Origin of the sequence: Haladaptatus sp. AB643 (genome assembly GCF_024136975.1) — an archaeon.
GTDB lineage: Archaea > Halobacteriota > Halobacteria > Halobacteriales > Haladaptataceae > Haladaptatus.
The window spans coordinates 52,312-68,574 of sequence record NZ_JAMYJW010000015.1 but is presented as its reverse complement, the minus strand read 5'-3'; the positions used below and the strand labels follow the sequence as shown (position 1 = coordinate 68,574).

Below are 16,263 nucleotides of genomic sequence, written 5' to 3'. Positions count from 1 at the left end.
CCGGAGAACTTATGTCAGGGAATCGTGTTCGGGCAACTGATGACTACGGAGACGCTGGGGGTCCTCGTCGTGGGCGCGCATCCCGACGACTGCGACCTCAAAGTCGGTGGTGTGGCGTGCAAATATGCCGATGACGGTCACGACGTGTTGTTCCTCTCGATGACGGACGGTTCCGCCGGGCACCACGACCTCCAGGGGGAGGAGTTGGTGCGACGACGACGCGAGGAGGGAAACGCGTCCGCGACGGTCGCCGGTGCGGAATTCGAACTGTTCGACGTTCCGGACGGAAAACTCCAACCGTCGCTCGAAAATCGCGAACGACTCATCGAACGGATCCGGGAGTTCGGTCCCGACCTCGTGATTACCCACCGCCCGAACGACTACCACCCGGACCACCGCTACACGGCGCAACTCGTGCGGGATGCGGCCTACATGGTCGCCGTTCCGAACGTTTGCCCCGAGACGCCCGCGCTCGAATCGAACCCCGTCTTCGCGTACATGAGCGACACGTTCGACCGACCCAATCCGTTCTCGCCTGACGTGGTGGTCGACATCGACGACACCGTCGAGCGCAAGTTCGAGATGCTCGACTGCCACGACAGCCAGATGTACGAGTGGCTTCCGTACGTGGAGGGGACCATCGACGAGGTGCCCGACGACCCTGGCGAGCGGTTCCGCTGGTTGCGAAACGGTGGCCTTCCTCACGTCCGGGCGCTTTCGGACGTGGCTGGCCGGTATCGCGACGGACTGGTCGAACGGTACGGTCCGGACGGTACGGACGTCCAGTACGCCGAGGCGTTCGAGGCGAGCGAATACGGAACGCCGCTGACCGAGGACGAGGCGGCGCGACTGTTCCCGTTCTGACGCGAACGATAGGATTATACCCCGAGGGTTTGACACCGGGAACAATGACGAACGTTTTGCTCGCTGGCGAATCGTGGACGACCGTGCAGTTCGAAATCAAAGGGAGAAACGTCATGCACGACAGCGAATATGGCGAATCGGCCGACGAGTTCATCGAGACGCTCGAATCGGTCGGCGCGTCGGTGACCTATCAACCGTGTCACGTCGCCGCGAAGTCCTTCCCGCGGACGGCCGAGGAATTGGACGAGTACGACCTCGTCCTCCTGAGCGACATCGGCGCGGACTCGCTCCAGATAACCGACCGAGTCGCGGCGGGCGATACCGACGCCGACCGCTGTGCGGTGCTGGCCGACTGGGTCCGTGACGGCGGCGCGCTCGGCATGATCGGCGGTTACATGAGTTTCGCCGGAAAGGGCGGACAGGCACGCTACGGCATGACGCCGCTCGCCGACGTGCTTCCCGTCGAAATCGCTGCGGGGGACGACCGCGTGGAGACGCCGAGCGGCGCGGTGCCGAAAAACGAGGGCGTGCCGGACGCCGACCTGCCGGACGAGTGGCCGCACGTCCTCGGCTACAACCGGACGACTGCGAAACCCGAAGCGGAAGTCTGGGCGACCGTGCAGGACGACCCGTTCCTCGCCATCGGCGACTACGGCGACGGGAGTTCGTTCGCCTATGCGACGGACTGCGCGCCACACTGGGCACCCGAAGGGCTACTGTCGTGGGACGGCCTCCCGACGCTCTGGGAGCGCGTTCTCGACCGTGTCTGTTAGCTTCCGGATTCGGGTTTCTGTTTTCGACCCGGCTCGTTTCACATTACGAAATTAGCGTTCCCGACCAAATCCTCACGCGAACGGCGAATCTATTTATTCCATGCCGCGTGAGACGTTCGTATGCCGAACGAAACCATCTACGAGGAGTTGGGTGTCCCGCACGTCGTCAACGCGACGGGGACGAAGACGAGGATCGGTGGCAGTCGCATCCGACCGGAGGCAGTCGAAGCGATGGCCCGCGCGTCAGCGGCGTTCGTCCGCCTCTCGGACCTGCAGGCCCGGGCGAGCGAGTTGATCGCCGACGTGACCGGCGCGGACGCGGGATACGTCACCTGCGGCGCGTCGAGCGCTCTCGCACTCGGCGCGGCGGCGTGCATCGCGGGAGACGACATCGGGGCGATGGCGCGACTACCGGAGACGGAGGGCGTGCCGGACGAAATCGTCATGCCACGAACCCACCGAACTGGCTACGACCACGCGCTCCGCGCCGCTGGCGCGAACATCGTGGACGTGGGATCGAACGACCGCCACCTCGGAACCGGGTCGCGCAACGTCGAACCGTGGGAGATTGCGGACGCGATAACCGAGAACACGGCCGCCGTCGCGTACATGGAGAAGTCCTACACCGAACCGCCGCTCGAAGTCGTCTGTGACATCGCTCACGACAACGGCGTTCCGGTCATCGTGGACGCGGCGGCCGAACTCCCACCCGTAAGCAACCTCTCGGCCTTCATCGAGGCCGGTGCCGACCTCGTCGCGTTCAGCGGCGGGAAGGCGATTCGCGGCCCGCAAACGACCGGCATCCTCGCCGGACGGAAGGACCTCGTCCAGTCCGTCGCGGCCCAACACCTCGACATGCACGCGGCCGAGGACGTGTGGGAACCGGCCCCCGAACTCGTGAATCCGAACGAACTCGGCGGCGTCCCGCGACAGGGAATCGGTCGTCCGATGAAGGTCGGCAAGGAGGAACTCGTCGGTCTGATTCGCGCCCTCCAACTCTTCGTGGAGGACGACCACGACGCCCGCGTTTCGGAGTGGCTCGACCGCTCGGAGCGAATCGCCGAGCAACTCGACGCCGTTTCGGGATACGAAACGCATCTCACGGCCGACGACAAAACCGCCGTCGCGCCGGAGGTCGTCGTCAGCGTCGATGCCGAACTCGCGGGCGTCACCGCGACCGACGTGGTCGGCGGCCTGCGACGCGAGGAACCCCGGGTCTTCGTCGGCGCGGACGCGCTCACGGATGGTGAGTTCACGGTCAACCCGATGTGCCTCACGGACGAGGAGGCGGAGTACGCCGTCGAACGAATCGTCGCGCAAGTCGAGAAATAGCGAGCAAAACAGTGTTATCAGCCTCCGCGAGCAAGTGACCGAGGAAGCTTGGGAGGGTGAGGGCGGTGCGGTCTTCATTCCCGCTCGGTCGTTGAAATCACAAACCAACCAAATTCAGCTCGTAGCGAGCGATTGAGAGCTTTCTATTCCATCCCAACCTCCGTGGCGTGTGCTGGCGGTGCGGTTGCTGTGCAGTCCCATTAACGCTAGCAACTGCGGTGTTTGACGTTGGTGTCTGCGCTTGTTGCTGTGGCTGCTGTTGAGAATTTGCGGTGCTATCGACACCGACTGAACGGGGACCAAGTCCTCGAAAGCCCCCCACCCGCTCGCGGCCGCTCCACGAGATATTCTCGTGCTCCCCACACTGTCCGCACGGGAATAGTTGCTCGCGGAGACGGCCACGTAAACGCGAGCGGGTGGCCCCTTTTAGTCCCGCCCTGTCGGTTGATCGCACTGGCGAAATTTTGGCGGTCGATTGGATTGGCGACTCCCCAACGGTCAGGTTACCGTCACCCGTCCCGGAGATTCCCCATCCGACACTCGTCTCAAAACACTGCCGACGAAGAAACGAAGTTCGACCCTAAACGACGTTACAGCGTGTCGAATTCGACGACCGTCTTGATGACATCGTGGCCGGATTCGAACGCCTTTTCGGCGTCTTCGGGGTCGTACACGCCGGTTATCAGTTCGTCGGTGAGCCAGTCGGGGAATTCCGCGAGCGACGTTTTAGCCATCTCGTAGTGACGGACGTTCGAATTGACGCTACCGAGTAGCGCCTTGTTCTGGAGCACGATATCCCGGTGGAGACGACCACCGTCGATTTCGAACGTGTGGTCGCCCGGAATGCCGAGCAGGGCGGCGACGCCGTTCGGCGCGAGGGCATCGACGGTCTGGAAAGCGTGTGGCGCGTAGCCCGTGGCCTCGTAGACGAAGTCGATGGCTTCGTGGGCGTGGGGGATGTCGTCCACCGGAATCTCCCGCGAATCGACGTACGTCGCGCCGAGTCTCTCGATGATGTCGATGGTCGGGTCGGGGCGGTCCCGGCGGCCGAGACAGTAGGCGCGGTCGAAATCGTCGTGGGTCACGAGCATCGCCAAGGTGAGCAACCCGAGCGGACCGTTGCCGAGGACGAGGCCCGAATCGGGCGTCCACTCGAACGCCGAGCGGCTAGCGTAGGCGTACTCGATGGCCTTCTCGGAGTTGCTGATCGGTTCGACCAGAAATCCGGTCTCCGCGAACTCGTCGGGGACGGGGACGAGGTACTCCTCGGGGCTGGTGAAGTACTCGGACATGTAGCCGTGCGCGCCAACGATACCGCGTTCGAGGTACGTTCCGTCGGGCGCGACATCCGGTTCGCCGCGTTCGAAGTATTCGTTCGGCTCGCCCGACGGTCGTCTGACCGTCGGGACGACGAGGTCGCCCGCGTCGAAGTCGGTTCCGTTCGGGTCCTCGACCACGCCGACGGCCTCGTGGCCGAGAATCTGATAGTCCTCTCCATCCGGATAGCCGCCGTGGTTTCCCTGTATGACTTCGTGGTCGGTGCCGTCGATACCGACCCGGAGGGTCCGGACCAGTGCCTCTCCCGATTCCAGGGTCGGCTTCGGAACGTCGATGAGTTGTGGGCCGGGTTCACCGCGCCGAACTGCGACTGCTCTCATCCCATCACCTCCTCATCACTCCTCCCCGCGAGCGCTCGCGACGACTTCGATTTCGACGCCGATATCGATGGGCAGATCCTCGACTTGGACGGCGCTTCGGGCCGGATACGGCGAGGAAACGTAGTCGGCGTACACCTCGTTTATCTCGTCGTAATCGTCCATGTCCTGTACGAAAACGGTCGCTTTGACCACGTCATCCAGCGAACGCCCGGCGGCTTGTAAGACGGCATCGATGTTTTCGAGCGTGTGCGCCGTCTGCTCGCCGATGGTGCCCTCGACGATTTCGCCCGTCTCGGGGTCGACGGGACCCTGACCGGAGACGTAAATCCGGTTCCCGTCGCGGATGGCCTGCGAGAAGGGGCCGATGCTCGGCGGCGCGTCGTCGGTGCTGATCTCTTCCATTCAGTTCACCTCCGGGATTGCCGCGGCGGTGGTCTCGATACGGACTATGCATTCGCTTCGATGGAGTGTGGTACCGGTCATCAAACCGTGTAATCAAACCGCTGAATTATAAAACCCGCCGGACGCGCCACTGAAGGTTGGGAGAACGGTATCGGGAAAACGAGAGAAGCTACGCCTCTTCGTCGTTTCCGCAGTCACAACCGCCCGATTCAATCAGTTCGACCGCATCGTACTGCTTTCCGCAGTCCTCACAGAACAGGCGAACGTCGACCAGTACGTCGAACGAACCGAGCGAAATCCGGTCGGTGTCCCGAAGCGTCCGGAGCGTCTTCTCGCTGACGGCCGCCGTCCGACTCCGAAGTCGTCGGATCGTCTCCGCGCCGCGTTCCACGGATTCCTCGTCGGACGGCGTGTCGGGACTCTCCGCGCCGCGCCGTTTCGTGAGGTAGGTGTGGACGGCCTGATGTGAGACGAAATCGGAACGGAGGCGCTCGACGTCCACGCCCTCGCGCTGGAGGGTGGTTTCGGCCTCGGTTCGCATCCCCGCGCTCACGTCGTCGTCGGTGAGGAGTCGATACGTGTTCGGCACGTCGCCGTCGAGAATCGTCATTCCGGCGTTCTCCATCGCGACTCGAACCAGTTCCCGGTTCACGTCGTCGGCCAACTGTCGAAGGCTACGTCGCTCTTCTCCGTCCGCGGTCCAACGATGCACCAGTTCCTCGTCGAAGCCCGAGAGATCGTACTCGCGGAGTACCCGCGCAACCTTGCTGTTCGGCACCTTTTCCTCGGCTTTGGTTCCGCCGTCGGTCATTAGTAGACAGTAGGACGATAGAAGCGCAAAAGCGTACCGACTGAGCGAGTCCACCGTCGACCGAAGGTCGCGTTCACGATTCGTCAGCGGATTTGTCGTCCGAGTTCGGGTCGTTATTTTCTTCTTTTTCGCCTCCCTCGTCCGCCTGCACGTCGTTGATTTCGTCCGTCTCCTCCTCCGTCGCCGTCTGGACGTCTTCGATGTCGATGGCCGAACCGAGCTTCTCCTCGTCGATCGCGGATTCGAGCGTTTCACGGTCGGTGACAGCGTCGAGTCCGTCTTCCTCGACGGCCGACTGTATCGTACCCGCATCGACGGCTCCGCCGACATCCTTCCGCTTCACGACCGATTTGACGGCGCGTCGTACGGCGATATATCCGAGGACACCGGTCCCTCCGGCGGCGACCGCACCCGGAATTCCGTATCGTTTGTAGCCGAACTTTGCCGCCTTCTTCCCGATAGTGAGTGGTCCGAACATCGTTATCTAGCAGCGGTCGAACTCGTCTAAGGCCTGGGCTTGCATGTGAAACTAACTCACCACCCGTCGGCGAATGCACGTGATTTCCGGTTCCATCAACGATCTACGGATCATCTTTCAAGAATTTTATTGATGCTGCAAATGACCATAATATTGTCAGTTTAGGGATCTGAACCGATCATATCGTATGGTCAGGGCGGGTTTGGACGAAATTCACACCTTCCACCGCTTCTGGCCAAGCTTAGCTCGGACTGGATGGTCCGAATGCTCGAATCCAGTTCAAGTTGCGTCGGTCGGTGACCACTGAAACGAGTAGCAACGACCGTACACAGTGTAGAAACCCCACCTTGAGGGATCATAATTTCCAAATATTTTCACGGTACAAAAACGGGATACGGGCAATATTCATCACAGAAATAATCGCTTTCGAATATATGCATTCAATCACACATTAACCTAGCTCTGCCACTGGTAGCAACGCCATCCGATGGATGCGTTCCGTGTCGCATGGACGGTCGGCGGGGTTCCGGGAACGGATCGTACCGAGTTGTGGTCGGGTCACGCATGCGAACGAACAAAAGTCTCGCTCACGTACTCGTCGGCAAGTAGATGACACGCACGCTACGGCTTCCGAACGGGGAGACGGTCACGGAGGACGACCTCATCCTCTACAACGGCTACCCATATCGGGTTCGCTTCGTGGACGACGACGAGTACGAGTTCGAACTCGCACCGCTCTACTGGGGCGACAGTGGAATGGACATTCCCTTCGCCGACCGGGAAGCGCTCGAAGACCAGTGGGAGAGCGATTCGCGGGGGACCCTCTCGGAATCGGAGTGGGAGAAATGGGTCGCGGATGCGCGTCGGGACTCGCAGTTCTCCGACGAGGAGGTGAACGAAATCGCCCGCGAACTGTCGATATCGACTGGACTGCTGGACCGCCTCCGACAGCTGTTTTCCCGGTAATCGGATAACTGAACTCCGACACTGAAACTTCCGGGGAAGTCACGGTTATCCGTTTCGCGCGGTAATCCCGAGTATGGAACTATCGCTCGTGGACCTCGCGCCGATTCCGGAGGACGGCACGGCGACGGAGGCGTTCGAAAACACGCTCGAACGCGCACAGCACGCCGAACGGCTCGGATACTCTCGATTCTGGGTGGCCGAACACCACGACTTCACCGACCGGCTCGCCAGTACGACGCCCGAAGTGCTGATTTCCCATTTGGCCGCCCAAACGTCCGATATCCGCGTCGGGTCCGGGACGGTACTTCTGAATCACTACAGCCCGTACAAGGTGGCCGAAACGTTCGGCGTCCTCGACGCGCTCGCCCCGGACCGCATCGACCTCGGACTCGGACGCGCGACGGGGAATCCGGTCTCGGACTTCGCGCTCCAGAACGAGCGGAGCCAACAGCGGAACCCGAACGACCACGCCGAAAAGATAGACGAAGTGACGAAGTACCTCTACGGCGGCTTCGACGACGACAACCCCTTCAAGCAGTTGTCCGTCGCGCGCTCACGCGACGGAATTCCGGACGTCTGGGTGCTCGGCTCCAGCCCGTCGAGCGCGGCGGTCGCGGGCGAATTGGGGCTGCGCTACTGCTTTGCGTCGTTCATCAGACCCAAGCCCGCAGTCCGGGCGTTCGAGGTGTATCGGGACCACTTCCAGCCGTCGCCGAACGGTGCGGGACCGGACGAACCGTACGGCATGATCGCGGTGAACGTCACCTGTGCCGAGACGGACGAGGAGGCGGCACGGCTTCGCGCGGTCCCGGAGGCGACCCGACAGCGACTGCAGCAGGGCCGCGTGAGCGAGGACCCGATCTACTCGGTCGAGACGGCTATCGACGAACTCGGTGGCGTCCCCGACCCAACGCCGGACACCATCGTTCCGCACGAATGGCCGCGCCAAATCTCCGGCAGTCCCGACACCGTCCGCGGTCTGTTGGACCAGATGGCCGATCAAACCGGTGTCGAGGAAGTCATCGTGCAGAACCAGTTCGCGAACCAGGAAGACGAACTCCGGTCACACGAACTGCTCGCGGACGCGGTCGGATTGACGCCACGGTAACCGGGTAAATCGCGCCTCACGATAACGGGGAAACGCGCCTCGCCCCACTACATGTCGAACATGAATCGAAGCACGGCTCCGAGGGCGAGGGTGAGTATCCCGAGAATCGTCGCGATGGGGGGAATCGGGATGAGCAACAGGACGATACCGGCGAGGATCACCGTCGAAGAGAGTCGAACCATACCGTCGGATACCAGCGACCAGCGGATAGGAGTTGTGGCGGAACTCCTGTCCCCTTCACTGCGCCGTCCAGCCGCCGTCCACGGTGAGACAGCTTCCGGTGACGAACGAGGCGGCGTCGCTGGCGAGAAAGAGGACCGGTGCGGCGATTTCCTCGGGTTCCGCGAAGCGGTCGATCGGGGTTCGGTCGATGATCGACTGTCGGAGTCGGTCGTTCGCTTCGAGGCCCTCGGTGAGGTCGGTGCTGACGTAGCCCGGAGCGACGGCGTTCACCCGGACGGTCGGTGCCCAGTCGAGCGCGAGGCTGCGCGTGAGTCCGACGAGGCCGTGTTTCGACGCGACGTACGGATGCTGGCGCGGGAGGCCGACCATCCCGCCGACACTGGCGATGTTGATGACGCTCCCGCCCGATTCGTGTAACCGCTCTGCAGCGTGTTTCGAACAGAGGAACGCACCGCGGAGGTTGACGTCCATCACCGAATCGAAGGCGTCTGCGGAGATGTCCTCTGGCTTACCGAGCGCGTCGTCCGGGTTGAATCCGGCGTTGTTCACGACGATATCGGCACCGCCGAGTTCCGACTCCACGCGGTCGAACAGTTTCGTAATGTCGTCCTCGTCGGCGACATCGACGGGCGACGCCAGAGAATCCGCGCCACGATTTCGGACGTCCTCGACGGCGGCATCGACGGCCTCCTCGCTACGGGACGTGGGAACGACGGCCGCACCAGCGTCGGCGAACGCCTGCGCGATGGCGAGCCCGATACCCCGCGTTCCGCCGGTCACGACCACGACTTCCCCTTCCAAATCGAATAGTTCGTTCGACATCGTGTGAAAACAGGACGACAGACCGGATTAACTTTGTGTGGAATACACATCTCCATCGACGTTCACTCATCAAAGTGAGCACAAACAGGGGGTTTTCCACGATGAGCGATACCTCCGGGTGTACGCCTTCGTTCCTGTGTTCACAATCGAATATTTGAGATGTGTCATGTTTAGTTATTCCTAAATTATATAAAAAGGCAAAGAAATACTCTTTTTATGCTATGGTTCAACGGTAGTACCGATAGCGAGGATCAAACCAATGAGTATCCGTAACCAACGAAAGACTTCTGTCTCCCTGAATCCCCTTACCGACGAGTTTCAACCGATAGCCCTGCTCCAACTGCTTTTGATACCACTCCTCTTCGTCGTGGTTCTCCTTCGCGTGCCGAACGCACCCGAACAGTACGGGTCGTTTCATATCGACATGCTCTATCTCTACCTCGCTCCGGTTTTGTTGCTCATGTACAGTTATTACAACCGGGACCGGAACTTGTGGCTACATATCGCGCAAGTGTGCGTACTGATACTGCTGACGTTCGTCCTCCTGCGACAACACAACAAATACATCCCGCCGGACGGACGGACTTTCCAAGTCGCTTTCGTCTTCTTACTGTACGTTCTGTACCCGATTCTCGGCCATCGCCTCGTGGAGTTCGTTCGAAGTCGGGCGCTGTTCATCGGCGCGTATTCGGTGTTGCTTGGGGTGTTTTTCTATCACGTCAAGGAAATGAGTGCCGGATCGACGAAAGCCTCGTTCGTCGTGTACGTGGCGCTCATCTTCGGACTGAGCCTCTTTTTCCTGCCGAGATACGTCAATCGTAACGTCTTCCTCTGGGCCGTATCGCTCATCTCCGCATTCGCTGCCGTGGTGGGTCTTCCGGCGTACATGATCGGGGACTACCAACTGTCGTGGCTGCAAATCCAACTGTTTCAAGCGACGTTCGGCCTCCCGCTCTTCGGTCAAACCCATTTCCTCCAGTCGATATTCGCGAACCCGAACACCACCGGAATCGTCGCCTTCGCGGGCGCGTTCGGGGCGCTCGTGTTGGCGAGCGATTCCGTACGACACAGGCGGTACGTCGCGGCCTCGGTGGCGATACCGCTCCTGCTGTTGAACGTCGTCGCCCTCGTCCTCTCTTACTCCCGATCATCGTGGCTCGCGTTCGGCCTGGCATCTATCATTTACGTCGGATACCTGGCTTTCGACCGTAGAAGTCTCCCATTCACCGTCGTCGGTTTGGGAGCGATAACGATTCTGTTCCTCGGTGGGATTCTCTTCTCGGTACTGCCGATAGACGCGAGCGGCCGATTCGTTCTCTGGAAAGCCGGCGTTCGGGCCGTCTACCACGCTCCGTCGCCGATCGGATACGGGGTCGTCAACACGCACGACGTCATCGCTCCGTTCATTTCCGTCGAGAGGATGCGTGGACGCTCCCCGCACAACTCATACGTGGAGATATTCCTCCAGGTCGGTGTGGTAGGCGGGCTCGCGTACCTCACACTCGTCGGGGGAAGCATCCTCGAAGGAATCGTCCGGCGGGACAGCGTCGACGTTGCGATGCTCGCGTTCGCGTTCGGATTCGCGGTCCATCAGATGTTCGAAGCGTACACGCTATTCAACACCGAGATCGGGTCGGTCCTCTCGGCGCTCGTGTTCGGCTATCTCATCTGCGGCTATCGAGACTGAGCGAATTCAAACCACGATCTTGTTTATTCGATACTTCTCCGAAACCAACACCAATTCAAGATTGGTAAAAGGATTAGAGTAATCGAAATATTACGGCCCACAGGAACAGGGAAACGAGTACCGAAAGGAGGAATGCGGTCCAGAAACCGGCGGATTCTGGGAGTTCTAACTTAGGGCCTGCGATCGCCATCTATAGTACCAATTTACGTTCACAGACTTATCTCTTGTAGGGTTAACATGGACAGTCATTAAGTAGACAGATGGCACGCTCGACCCACACTGAAGTTTTAATCGAACAGGTAATCAGTATATCATTGTGTATCTTCGTCGAACTAACGGGAAACGACAGAAACCGAATCGCCTATAGTCCTCGACAAATATTCCCACGTAATGGTCGATACCTCCCTCGTAATTGCATTTGTAACGGGTATTCTGCAGGGAATTTTCGAATGGCTACCAATATCGAGCGAGGGTAATATCACTCTGTTTCTCCGTGCGATGGGAAAACAACCGGAAGCGGCCCTTCAGTTTTCGCTCTTTCTGCACCTCGGAACGGCTATCGCGGCGACCGTGTACTATCGCGGCGAGATACAACGCGTCCTCGAATCGCTTCCGACGTGGCGTCCGCGTTCGGCGTTCGATGAACGGCAAGCCGAACTGTCGTTTATCGTCGTCGGAACGTTCGCGTCGGGTATCGTCGGCATCCTCGCGTACGCAACCCTCGACGCAGTCGTCTCGGACCTCGCTGGCGGCGGATTCGTGGCGCTCATCGGCGTCCTGCTGATCGGAACCGGTATTCTGCTTCGCACCGCCGACCGATTCGAACTGGGGAACCGAGAAACGCCAACGCTGCGGGATGCAGTGCTCGTCGGAAGTATGCAAGGCCTGTCCATCCTTCCGGGCGTTTCACGGTCGGGGACGACCGCCGGAACGCTCCTCTTCCGGGGATACGACGGCGTGAACGCATTTCGCCTCTCGTTTCTGCTGAGCATTCCGGCGGCGGCGGGTGCCGGAATGTTGATAGTCCTCAAGACGGGGGCGCTCCCGACCGTTTCACTGAAAGCCGCGGTCATCGCTATCGGAACCAGTGCCGTTATCGGCTACCTCACCATCGATGCCCTACTACGGGTCGTCGAACGAGTGTCCTTCTGGGCCGTGTGCGTCGGTATCGGAACGCTCGCAGTCCTCGGTGGCGTGTTCCTCTTTACCCTGTGATTCTCAAATTCCGATTATCGTATACCCGAGTCCGAACACGCCGAGAATGATTCCGATGGCAATCAACGCTTCATCCCTCGTCATCGTTTCGTTGTAGTATCTCGGTTCATCCAAGATAGTATTTATGTAATATCTAAATCACGATTTTCGTCCGACGGTCCACCCGCTTCCACGCCCCTAGAGAACGAGGAGACCAATGAAGGGAAGCCACAAAACGATTGACAAGATCCCTGCAAGGAGGTATCCCTTCCAGAACGGGTAATACCCCGAAGACCGAGTAGTATCCACGTTCGCGTTCATGTCTTAATTATGATGAACGCTGATGATCACTATTGTAATGATTCCTCTACGGATGTGTAGGGAGAGATTACCGAGTACATCCGACCTCCCGTTTCGTGACGCTGATAAAGCCGACGAGAGTCAACCCGTCCAATCATAACGAAGAATAACATATGAATATCTATCAAATAACTACTCTATTTATTATAATAGATCCAAAAATGATTACAAGCGTTAATTGGACGTAGCATTTATGACTTTGTAATACCTACGTCAGTTAAATAATGCCCTCCGGATTTCGTTATCGTTTCACGAGTATCACGGGAACGATCCTTTTCGTCTCCGTTGCGGTCATCGTCGCCAATAGCTCCTCGATACAGGGGTTCGTAACGACCACGTTCCCGATAATCGACCAGCTCCAGGCGGTGCAACTGCCACCGACGCAGATCGGTATCGCCGGGGTCCTCACGGTCTTCGTCGTTACGGCGTGCCTTGCCCCGATGTACAAGCCGCGTCCGCGGCGGATACTCGACACCCTTTTCGTCACCGAAAAACGGCTCCTCATCGCAGTTCTCGGGCTCGCAACGATAGGCTACTTCGACTATACGTATCGGCTCCCGCGCTCGACGCTCATCATCGTCGCCGCGTTACTCTGCGTTCTCCTCCCGCTTCTGTTCGTTACCATCCGCCGACGACCAGCCATTAAAACCGACTGTCCCATCATCATCGGGGACGACATCCGCTACATTCGGGACGTTCTCACTGTTATCAACACACCCGTGTTGGGGTACGTTTCGCCGTTGAGCGGGGCCGAAATCACGGAGCGGGAACGAGAGCAAGTCGCCCCGGACGGCGGCACGGAACAACCGTTGGCGGGCGTGGAACGGCTCGGCGGACTTTCCCGGTTGGAGGACGTCCTGCTCGAAAACAGCGTCGATACCGCCATCCTGGCGTTCTCGACCACCGACCGAGCTGAGTTCTTCGGCGCGCTCGACACGTGTTACAAACACGGCGTCACCGCTAAGGCACCCCGCAGACAGATAGACAGCGTTCTCACCAAGGCGGAGGCGACGGAAGACGACGAATTCATCGAAATCGCACTCGAACCGTGGGACTGGCAGGATTACCTCCTGAAGCGGTCGTTCGACATTCTGTTCGCAGCCAGCAGTCTCCTCCTGTTCGCCCCGCTCCTCGGACTCATCGCGCTGGCGGTCAAACTCGACAGCTCCGGTCCCGTGTTCTACAGCCAGGCACGAACCGCGGAGTTCGGCGGCACGTTTCAGGTGTACAAGTTCCGGAGTATGGTTACCGACGCGGAAGCCGGAACGGGCGCAAAATTAAGCGAAGAGGACAAGGGGGAAGTCGACCCTCGCGTCACGCGTGTGGGGAAAATCCTCCGACGGACTCACTTGGACGAGATTCCACAACTGTGGTCGATTCTGGCGGGAGATATGAGCGTCGTCGGTCCCCGGCCGGAGCGACCGGAACTGGACACCGATATCGAAACGGGCGTCGTCGAATGGAGAAAACGATGGTTCATCAAGCCCGGTTTGACCGGTCTCGCACAGATCAGCGACGCAACTGGGCACGAACCGGCCAAGAAACTCCGATACGACATCGAATACATCCGACGGCAGTCGTTCTGGTTCGACGTACAAATCGTGGTTCGACAGCTGTGGGGAGTGGTCAGGGACGTTGGAGACCTCGTCAGTGGCGAAGACGAGCAGTAGTTCGACGACAAGTCGCCACTTCTCGTGTCGTTTCCACGAGTCTTTATCACCGCTCATTCCCCGGTGCAGTCTTTTTCGCGTGAACTCCGCATCAGCTCTGTTAGCGTGAACTCCGCACCGGTTACGACGGCGTCACCCCCTTTCGTTCGTCGCTCGTCGTTCGCCGATGACGCCACGTACCACTGGACGTGTCACGCGCTCGTTTTCCGGAGGGCGGAACACACGATTCAGTGGACGAAGGAAGCGTATTTCGAAAAAGACGGGTCGAAAAGGGTCCGTTCGTTATCTCGCTCGATTCACGGTCGCCAACAGGAGGAGCGCCGCGAAGCCCGCATACACCAAGCCGGAATCGGGGCGGGTGACCGCGAGCGCGATGAACCCGACCGCACCGAGGAGGGAACACAGATACGCACCGACTGCTACCGCCGCTCTGATCCTTCGGGGGATTACCTCGTCAAACGGTGTCGGCGTTCCGATTCCCCGTGTCAGCAACAGCAGTCCGAGACCGAGATAGAGGGTCGTCTGCCCGCCGGAAACCGGAAGAAGGACGATCAGACTGAGACCCATCAGTACAGCAGCGGCCGCGACACCCGTCGCGAGTCGAGCGGTTGGAAGCCGGGTTGTACTCGCAGCGAATCGATCGACGACAGTGGCGTCCCGAAGTCGCGATAGCGGAACGGCGTACAGCGATTCGGTGGCGACCCAACCGAGGGCCAACATCGTCGCGGAGAGGAGGAACCCGTACTCGCGGATGGTCACCCAGTCCGGGAGCACCCACGTGAGTATTTGGAACGACTTTCGATACGACTTTTCGAACGACGACAGGAAGGCCAACTTGGAATCCTCCTTCGACGGCATGACCTCGTCAAACCTGTCACGCTGGCTCGCCATGGTCGGCCCGGTCGGTTCGTCACCGTACTGGAGCCGTTCCACGTCGTAGACGGAGCGCTCGACGTGATACTCCCAGACTATCTTTCGATCCGGGGTGACCTCGATGGCTCGGTCGTTGAGCGTGTCGCCGATGAGCGTGTTTCCGTTCGGAAGTCGATCCGCATCGCGCGGCCAAAGGAGGTCGCCTCGATAGCCCCAGGTAAGCTTCCACTCTCCGTCCGACCGCTGGTACTCGACGATCCGGTTGTTCTCGCTGTCCGCGACGAGCACCGTCAGCGGGTCACGCGTGAGGACGAGCGGATTGTGTTGCTCGTAGAGAATGTCGTAATCGTCCTCGTGTCCCAGCGTCCAGTCCGTCTTCTTCGTTTTTTTATCGACCTGAATGACTCGGTCGTAGTTGCGAGGGCTGAGAACGACGGACGTACCGTTGTTGCCCAGCGCGATGTTGTTCAAATGAGTCCTGCCGCCACCTGCGCTCTTCGGGTAGTGATTTTTGAATTTGTATTCCCACGTCGTCCGGTTCGTTCGGGAATTGTAGATATACGCTCGGTCGTGTCTCTTATCAGCGATTGCATAACGGTGGCCCCCCAGATAATCGATATCGTGCGTATCGAACGGAACATCGAACTTCTCCAACTCGGTGCCGTTGCGCCAGTTCATCAGTACGGCAACGCGCTGAAACTGGTTCGGGCCGGTTTGTTCACCGGCGACGAACAAAATACGATCCCGTCCGATCGGATCGATATCCATGTACCGGCGATACTTGTCGTGCTTCCAGATGAGCCGTTTCGTATCGGTTTGGACGGCCACGAGTTTACCGGCGTGTTTGTAGACGTGCGTCGACCCTCCTTGCGTGGAGATGAACGTGACGTTCTGTGCGTTCTCCCGTAGTTCCCCGTCCGTTGCGAGCGCCTTATTCGTCGTGAGGGCTGTAAACGCCACTGGGACCAAGAGGGTGATGATCAACAGAACGGCTACGATACGAAGCGTATTTTTCGTTGAGACTGGCATCCCGTACGATCTCATGGGTATTCATTACAACACCGATAGAAGTAGTTTTCTCC

The 16,263-nt window shown here is 59.6% G+C and carries 15 protein-coding genes; 8 read left to right on the top strand and 7 right to left on the bottom strand.

Features of this window, described 5'->3' with window-relative positions; translation table 11 throughout:
* The first annotated feature begins 39 nt into the window (after positions 1-39).
* The 3 genes from NKF25_RS21925 to NKF25_RS21915 all read left to right on the top strand — a co-directional run bounded on the left by NKF25_RS21925 (position 40) and on the right by NKF25_RS21915 (position 2,969).
* On the top strand, positions 40-864 hold the full coding sequence (locus tag NKF25_RS21925) for a PIG-L family deacetylase (RefSeq protein WP_253228766.1): 825 nt from the start codon (positions 40-42) through the stop codon (positions 862-864).
* Between the two features lie 44 nt (positions 865-908).
* The gene (locus NKF25_RS21920) at positions 909-1,637 is read left to right on the top strand and encodes a glutamine amidotransferase (RefSeq protein WP_253228765.1); all 729 of its coding nucleotides are present in this window, start codon (positions 909-911) and stop codon (positions 1,635-1,637) included.
* Between the two features lie 120 nt (positions 1,638-1,757).
* Positions 1,758-2,969, top strand: a complete 1,212-nt coding sequence (locus tag NKF25_RS21915; RefSeq protein WP_253228764.1) for an aminotransferase class V-fold PLP-dependent enzyme — start codon at positions 1,758-1,760, stop codon at positions 2,967-2,969.
* A 590-nt stretch (positions 2,970-3,559) separates the two neighbouring features.
* On the opposite strand, the gene NKF25_RS21910 is transcribed toward NKF25_RS21915, so the two are convergent.
* From NKF25_RS21910 to NKF25_RS21895, 4 genes are all read right to left on the bottom strand, one after another.
* Positions 3,560-4,627: a glucose 1-dehydrogenase gene (locus NKF25_RS21910; RefSeq protein WP_253228763.1), complete on the bottom strand. Its 1,068-nt coding sequence runs from the start codon at positions 4,625-4,627 to the stop codon at positions 3,560-3,562.
* Positions 4,628-4,642: 15 nt separating this feature from the next.
* Positions 4,643-5,029, bottom strand: a complete 387-nt coding sequence (locus NKF25_RS21905) for a RidA family protein (RefSeq protein WP_253228762.1) — start codon at positions 5,027-5,029, stop codon at positions 4,643-4,645.
* A gap of 169 nt (positions 5,030-5,198) precedes the next feature.
* On the bottom strand, positions 5,199-5,840 hold the full coding sequence (gene rdfA / locus NKF25_RS21900) for a rod-determining factor RdfA (protein WP_253228761.1): 642 nt from the start codon (positions 5,838-5,840) through the stop codon (positions 5,199-5,201).
* Positions 5,841-5,913: 73 nt separating this feature from the next.
* Positions 5,914-6,318 carry a hypothetical protein gene (locus tag NKF25_RS21895; RefSeq protein WP_253228760.1) on the bottom strand — a complete coding sequence of 135 codons (405 nt, stop codon included), beginning with the start codon at positions 6,316-6,318 and terminating at the stop codon, positions 5,914-5,916.
* Between the two features lie 609 nt (positions 6,319-6,927).
* Between NKF25_RS21895 and NKF25_RS21890 the strand changes: the two genes are divergently transcribed.
* Both NKF25_RS21890 and NKF25_RS21885 read left to right on the top strand, forming a co-directional pair.
* Complete coding sequence (locus tag NKF25_RS21890; RefSeq protein ID WP_253228759.1) at positions 6,928-7,284, top strand: hypothetical protein; 357 nt, start codon at positions 6,928-6,930, stop codon at positions 7,282-7,284.
* A gap of 73 nt (positions 7,285-7,357) precedes the next feature.
* Positions 7,358-8,392: an LLM class flavin-dependent oxidoreductase gene (locus NKF25_RS21885; RefSeq protein WP_253228758.1), complete on the top strand. Its 1,035-nt coding sequence runs from the start codon at positions 7,358-7,360 to the stop codon at positions 8,390-8,392.
* Positions 8,393-8,439: 47 nt separating this feature from the next.
* On the opposite strand, the gene NKF25_RS21880 is transcribed toward NKF25_RS21885, so the two are convergent.
* Together NKF25_RS21880 and NKF25_RS21875 are read right to left on the bottom strand one after the other, a co-directional pair.
* On the bottom strand, positions 8,440-8,574 hold the full coding sequence (locus NKF25_RS21880; protein ID WP_253228757.1) for a transporter: 135 nt from the start codon (positions 8,572-8,574) through the stop codon (positions 8,440-8,442).
* A gap of 55 nt (positions 8,575-8,629) precedes the next feature.
* A complete protein-coding gene (locus NKF25_RS21875) occupies positions 8,630-9,397 on the bottom strand; it encodes an SDR family oxidoreductase (RefSeq protein ID WP_253228756.1) in 768 nt (255 codons plus the stop codon).
* Between the two features lie 259 nt (positions 9,398-9,656).
* Between NKF25_RS21875 and NKF25_RS21870 the strand changes: the two genes are divergently transcribed.
* The 3 genes from NKF25_RS21870 (at position 9,657) to NKF25_RS21860 (ending at position 14,308) form a co-directional block, all read left to right on the top strand.
* Positions 9,657-11,084 (top strand): O-antigen ligase family protein, encoded by a 1,428-nt coding sequence (locus NKF25_RS21870; protein WP_253228755.1) that lies wholly within the window; start codon positions 9,657-9,659, stop codon positions 11,082-11,084.
* A gap of 390 nt (positions 11,085-11,474) precedes the next feature.
* Positions 11,475-12,299 (top strand): undecaprenyl-diphosphate phosphatase, encoded by an 825-nt coding sequence (locus tag NKF25_RS21865; RefSeq protein WP_253228754.1) that lies wholly within the window; start codon positions 11,475-11,477, stop codon positions 12,297-12,299.
* A 563-nt stretch (positions 12,300-12,862) separates the two neighbouring features.
* Positions 12,863-14,308 carry a sugar transferase gene (locus tag NKF25_RS21860; protein ID WP_253228753.1) on the top strand — a complete coding sequence of 482 codons (1,446 nt, stop codon included), beginning with the start codon at positions 12,863-12,865 and terminating at the stop codon, positions 14,306-14,308.
* A 282-nt stretch (positions 14,309-14,590) separates the two neighbouring features.
* Here NKF25_RS21860 and NKF25_RS21855 read toward each other — a convergent pair whose 3' ends face one another.
* Positions 14,591-16,141 carry an aryl-sulfate sulfotransferase gene (locus NKF25_RS21855; RefSeq protein WP_253228752.1) on the bottom strand — a complete coding sequence of 517 codons (1,551 nt, stop codon included), beginning with the start codon at positions 16,139-16,141 and terminating at the stop codon, positions 14,591-14,593.
* Between the last annotated feature and the right edge of the window lie 122 nt (positions 16,142-16,263).

What these genes read in the sequence shown, in the direction of transcription:
- NKF25_RS21925 (WP_253228766.1), top strand. Translation starts at nt 40, where the DNA reads ATGACTACGGAGACGCTGGGGGTCCTCGTCGTGGGCGCGCATCCCGAC.
- NKF25_RS21920 (WP_253228765.1), top strand. Translation starts at nt 909, where the DNA reads ATGACGAACGTTTTGCTCGCTGGCGAATCGTGGACGACCGTGCAGTTC.
- NKF25_RS21915 (WP_253228764.1), top strand. Translation starts at nt 1,758, where the DNA reads ATGCCGAACGAAACCATCTACGAGGAGTTGGGTGTCCCGCACGTCGTC.
- NKF25_RS21910 (WP_253228763.1), bottom strand. Translation starts at nt 4,627, where the DNA reads ATGAGAGCAGTCGCAGTTCGGCGCGGTGAACCCGGCCCACAACTCATC.
- NKF25_RS21905 (WP_253228762.1), bottom strand. Translation starts at nt 5,029, where the DNA reads ATGGAAGAGATCAGCACCGACGACGCGCCGCCGAGCATCGGCCCCTTC.
- rdfA (WP_253228761.1), bottom strand. Translation starts at nt 5,840, where the DNA reads ATGACCGACGGCGGAACCAAAGCCGAGGAAAAGGTGCCGAACAGCAAG.
- NKF25_RS21895 (WP_253228760.1), bottom strand. Translation starts at nt 6,318, where the DNA reads ATGTTCGGACCACTCACTATCGGGAAGAAGGCGGCAAAGTTCGGCTAC.
- NKF25_RS21890 (WP_253228759.1), top strand. Translation starts at nt 6,928, where the DNA reads ATGACACGCACGCTACGGCTTCCGAACGGGGAGACGGTCACGGAGGAC.
- NKF25_RS21885 (WP_253228758.1), top strand. Translation starts at nt 7,358, where the DNA reads ATGGAACTATCGCTCGTGGACCTCGCGCCGATTCCGGAGGACGGCACG.
- NKF25_RS21880 (WP_253228757.1), bottom strand. Translation starts at nt 8,574, where the DNA reads ATGGTTCGACTCTCTTCGACGGTGATCCTCGCCGGTATCGTCCTGTTG.
- NKF25_RS21875 (WP_253228756.1), bottom strand. Translation starts at nt 9,397, where the DNA reads ATGTCGAACGAACTATTCGATTTGGAAGGGGAAGTCGTGGTCGTGACC.
- NKF25_RS21870 (WP_253228755.1), top strand. Translation starts at nt 9,657, where the DNA reads ATGAGTATCCGTAACCAACGAAAGACTTCTGTCTCCCTGAATCCCCTT.
- NKF25_RS21865 (WP_253228754.1), top strand. Translation starts at nt 11,475, where the DNA reads ATGGTCGATACCTCCCTCGTAATTGCATTTGTAACGGGTATTCTGCAG.
- NKF25_RS21860 (WP_253228753.1), top strand. Translation starts at nt 12,863, where the DNA reads ATGCCCTCCGGATTTCGTTATCGTTTCACGAGTATCACGGGAACGATC.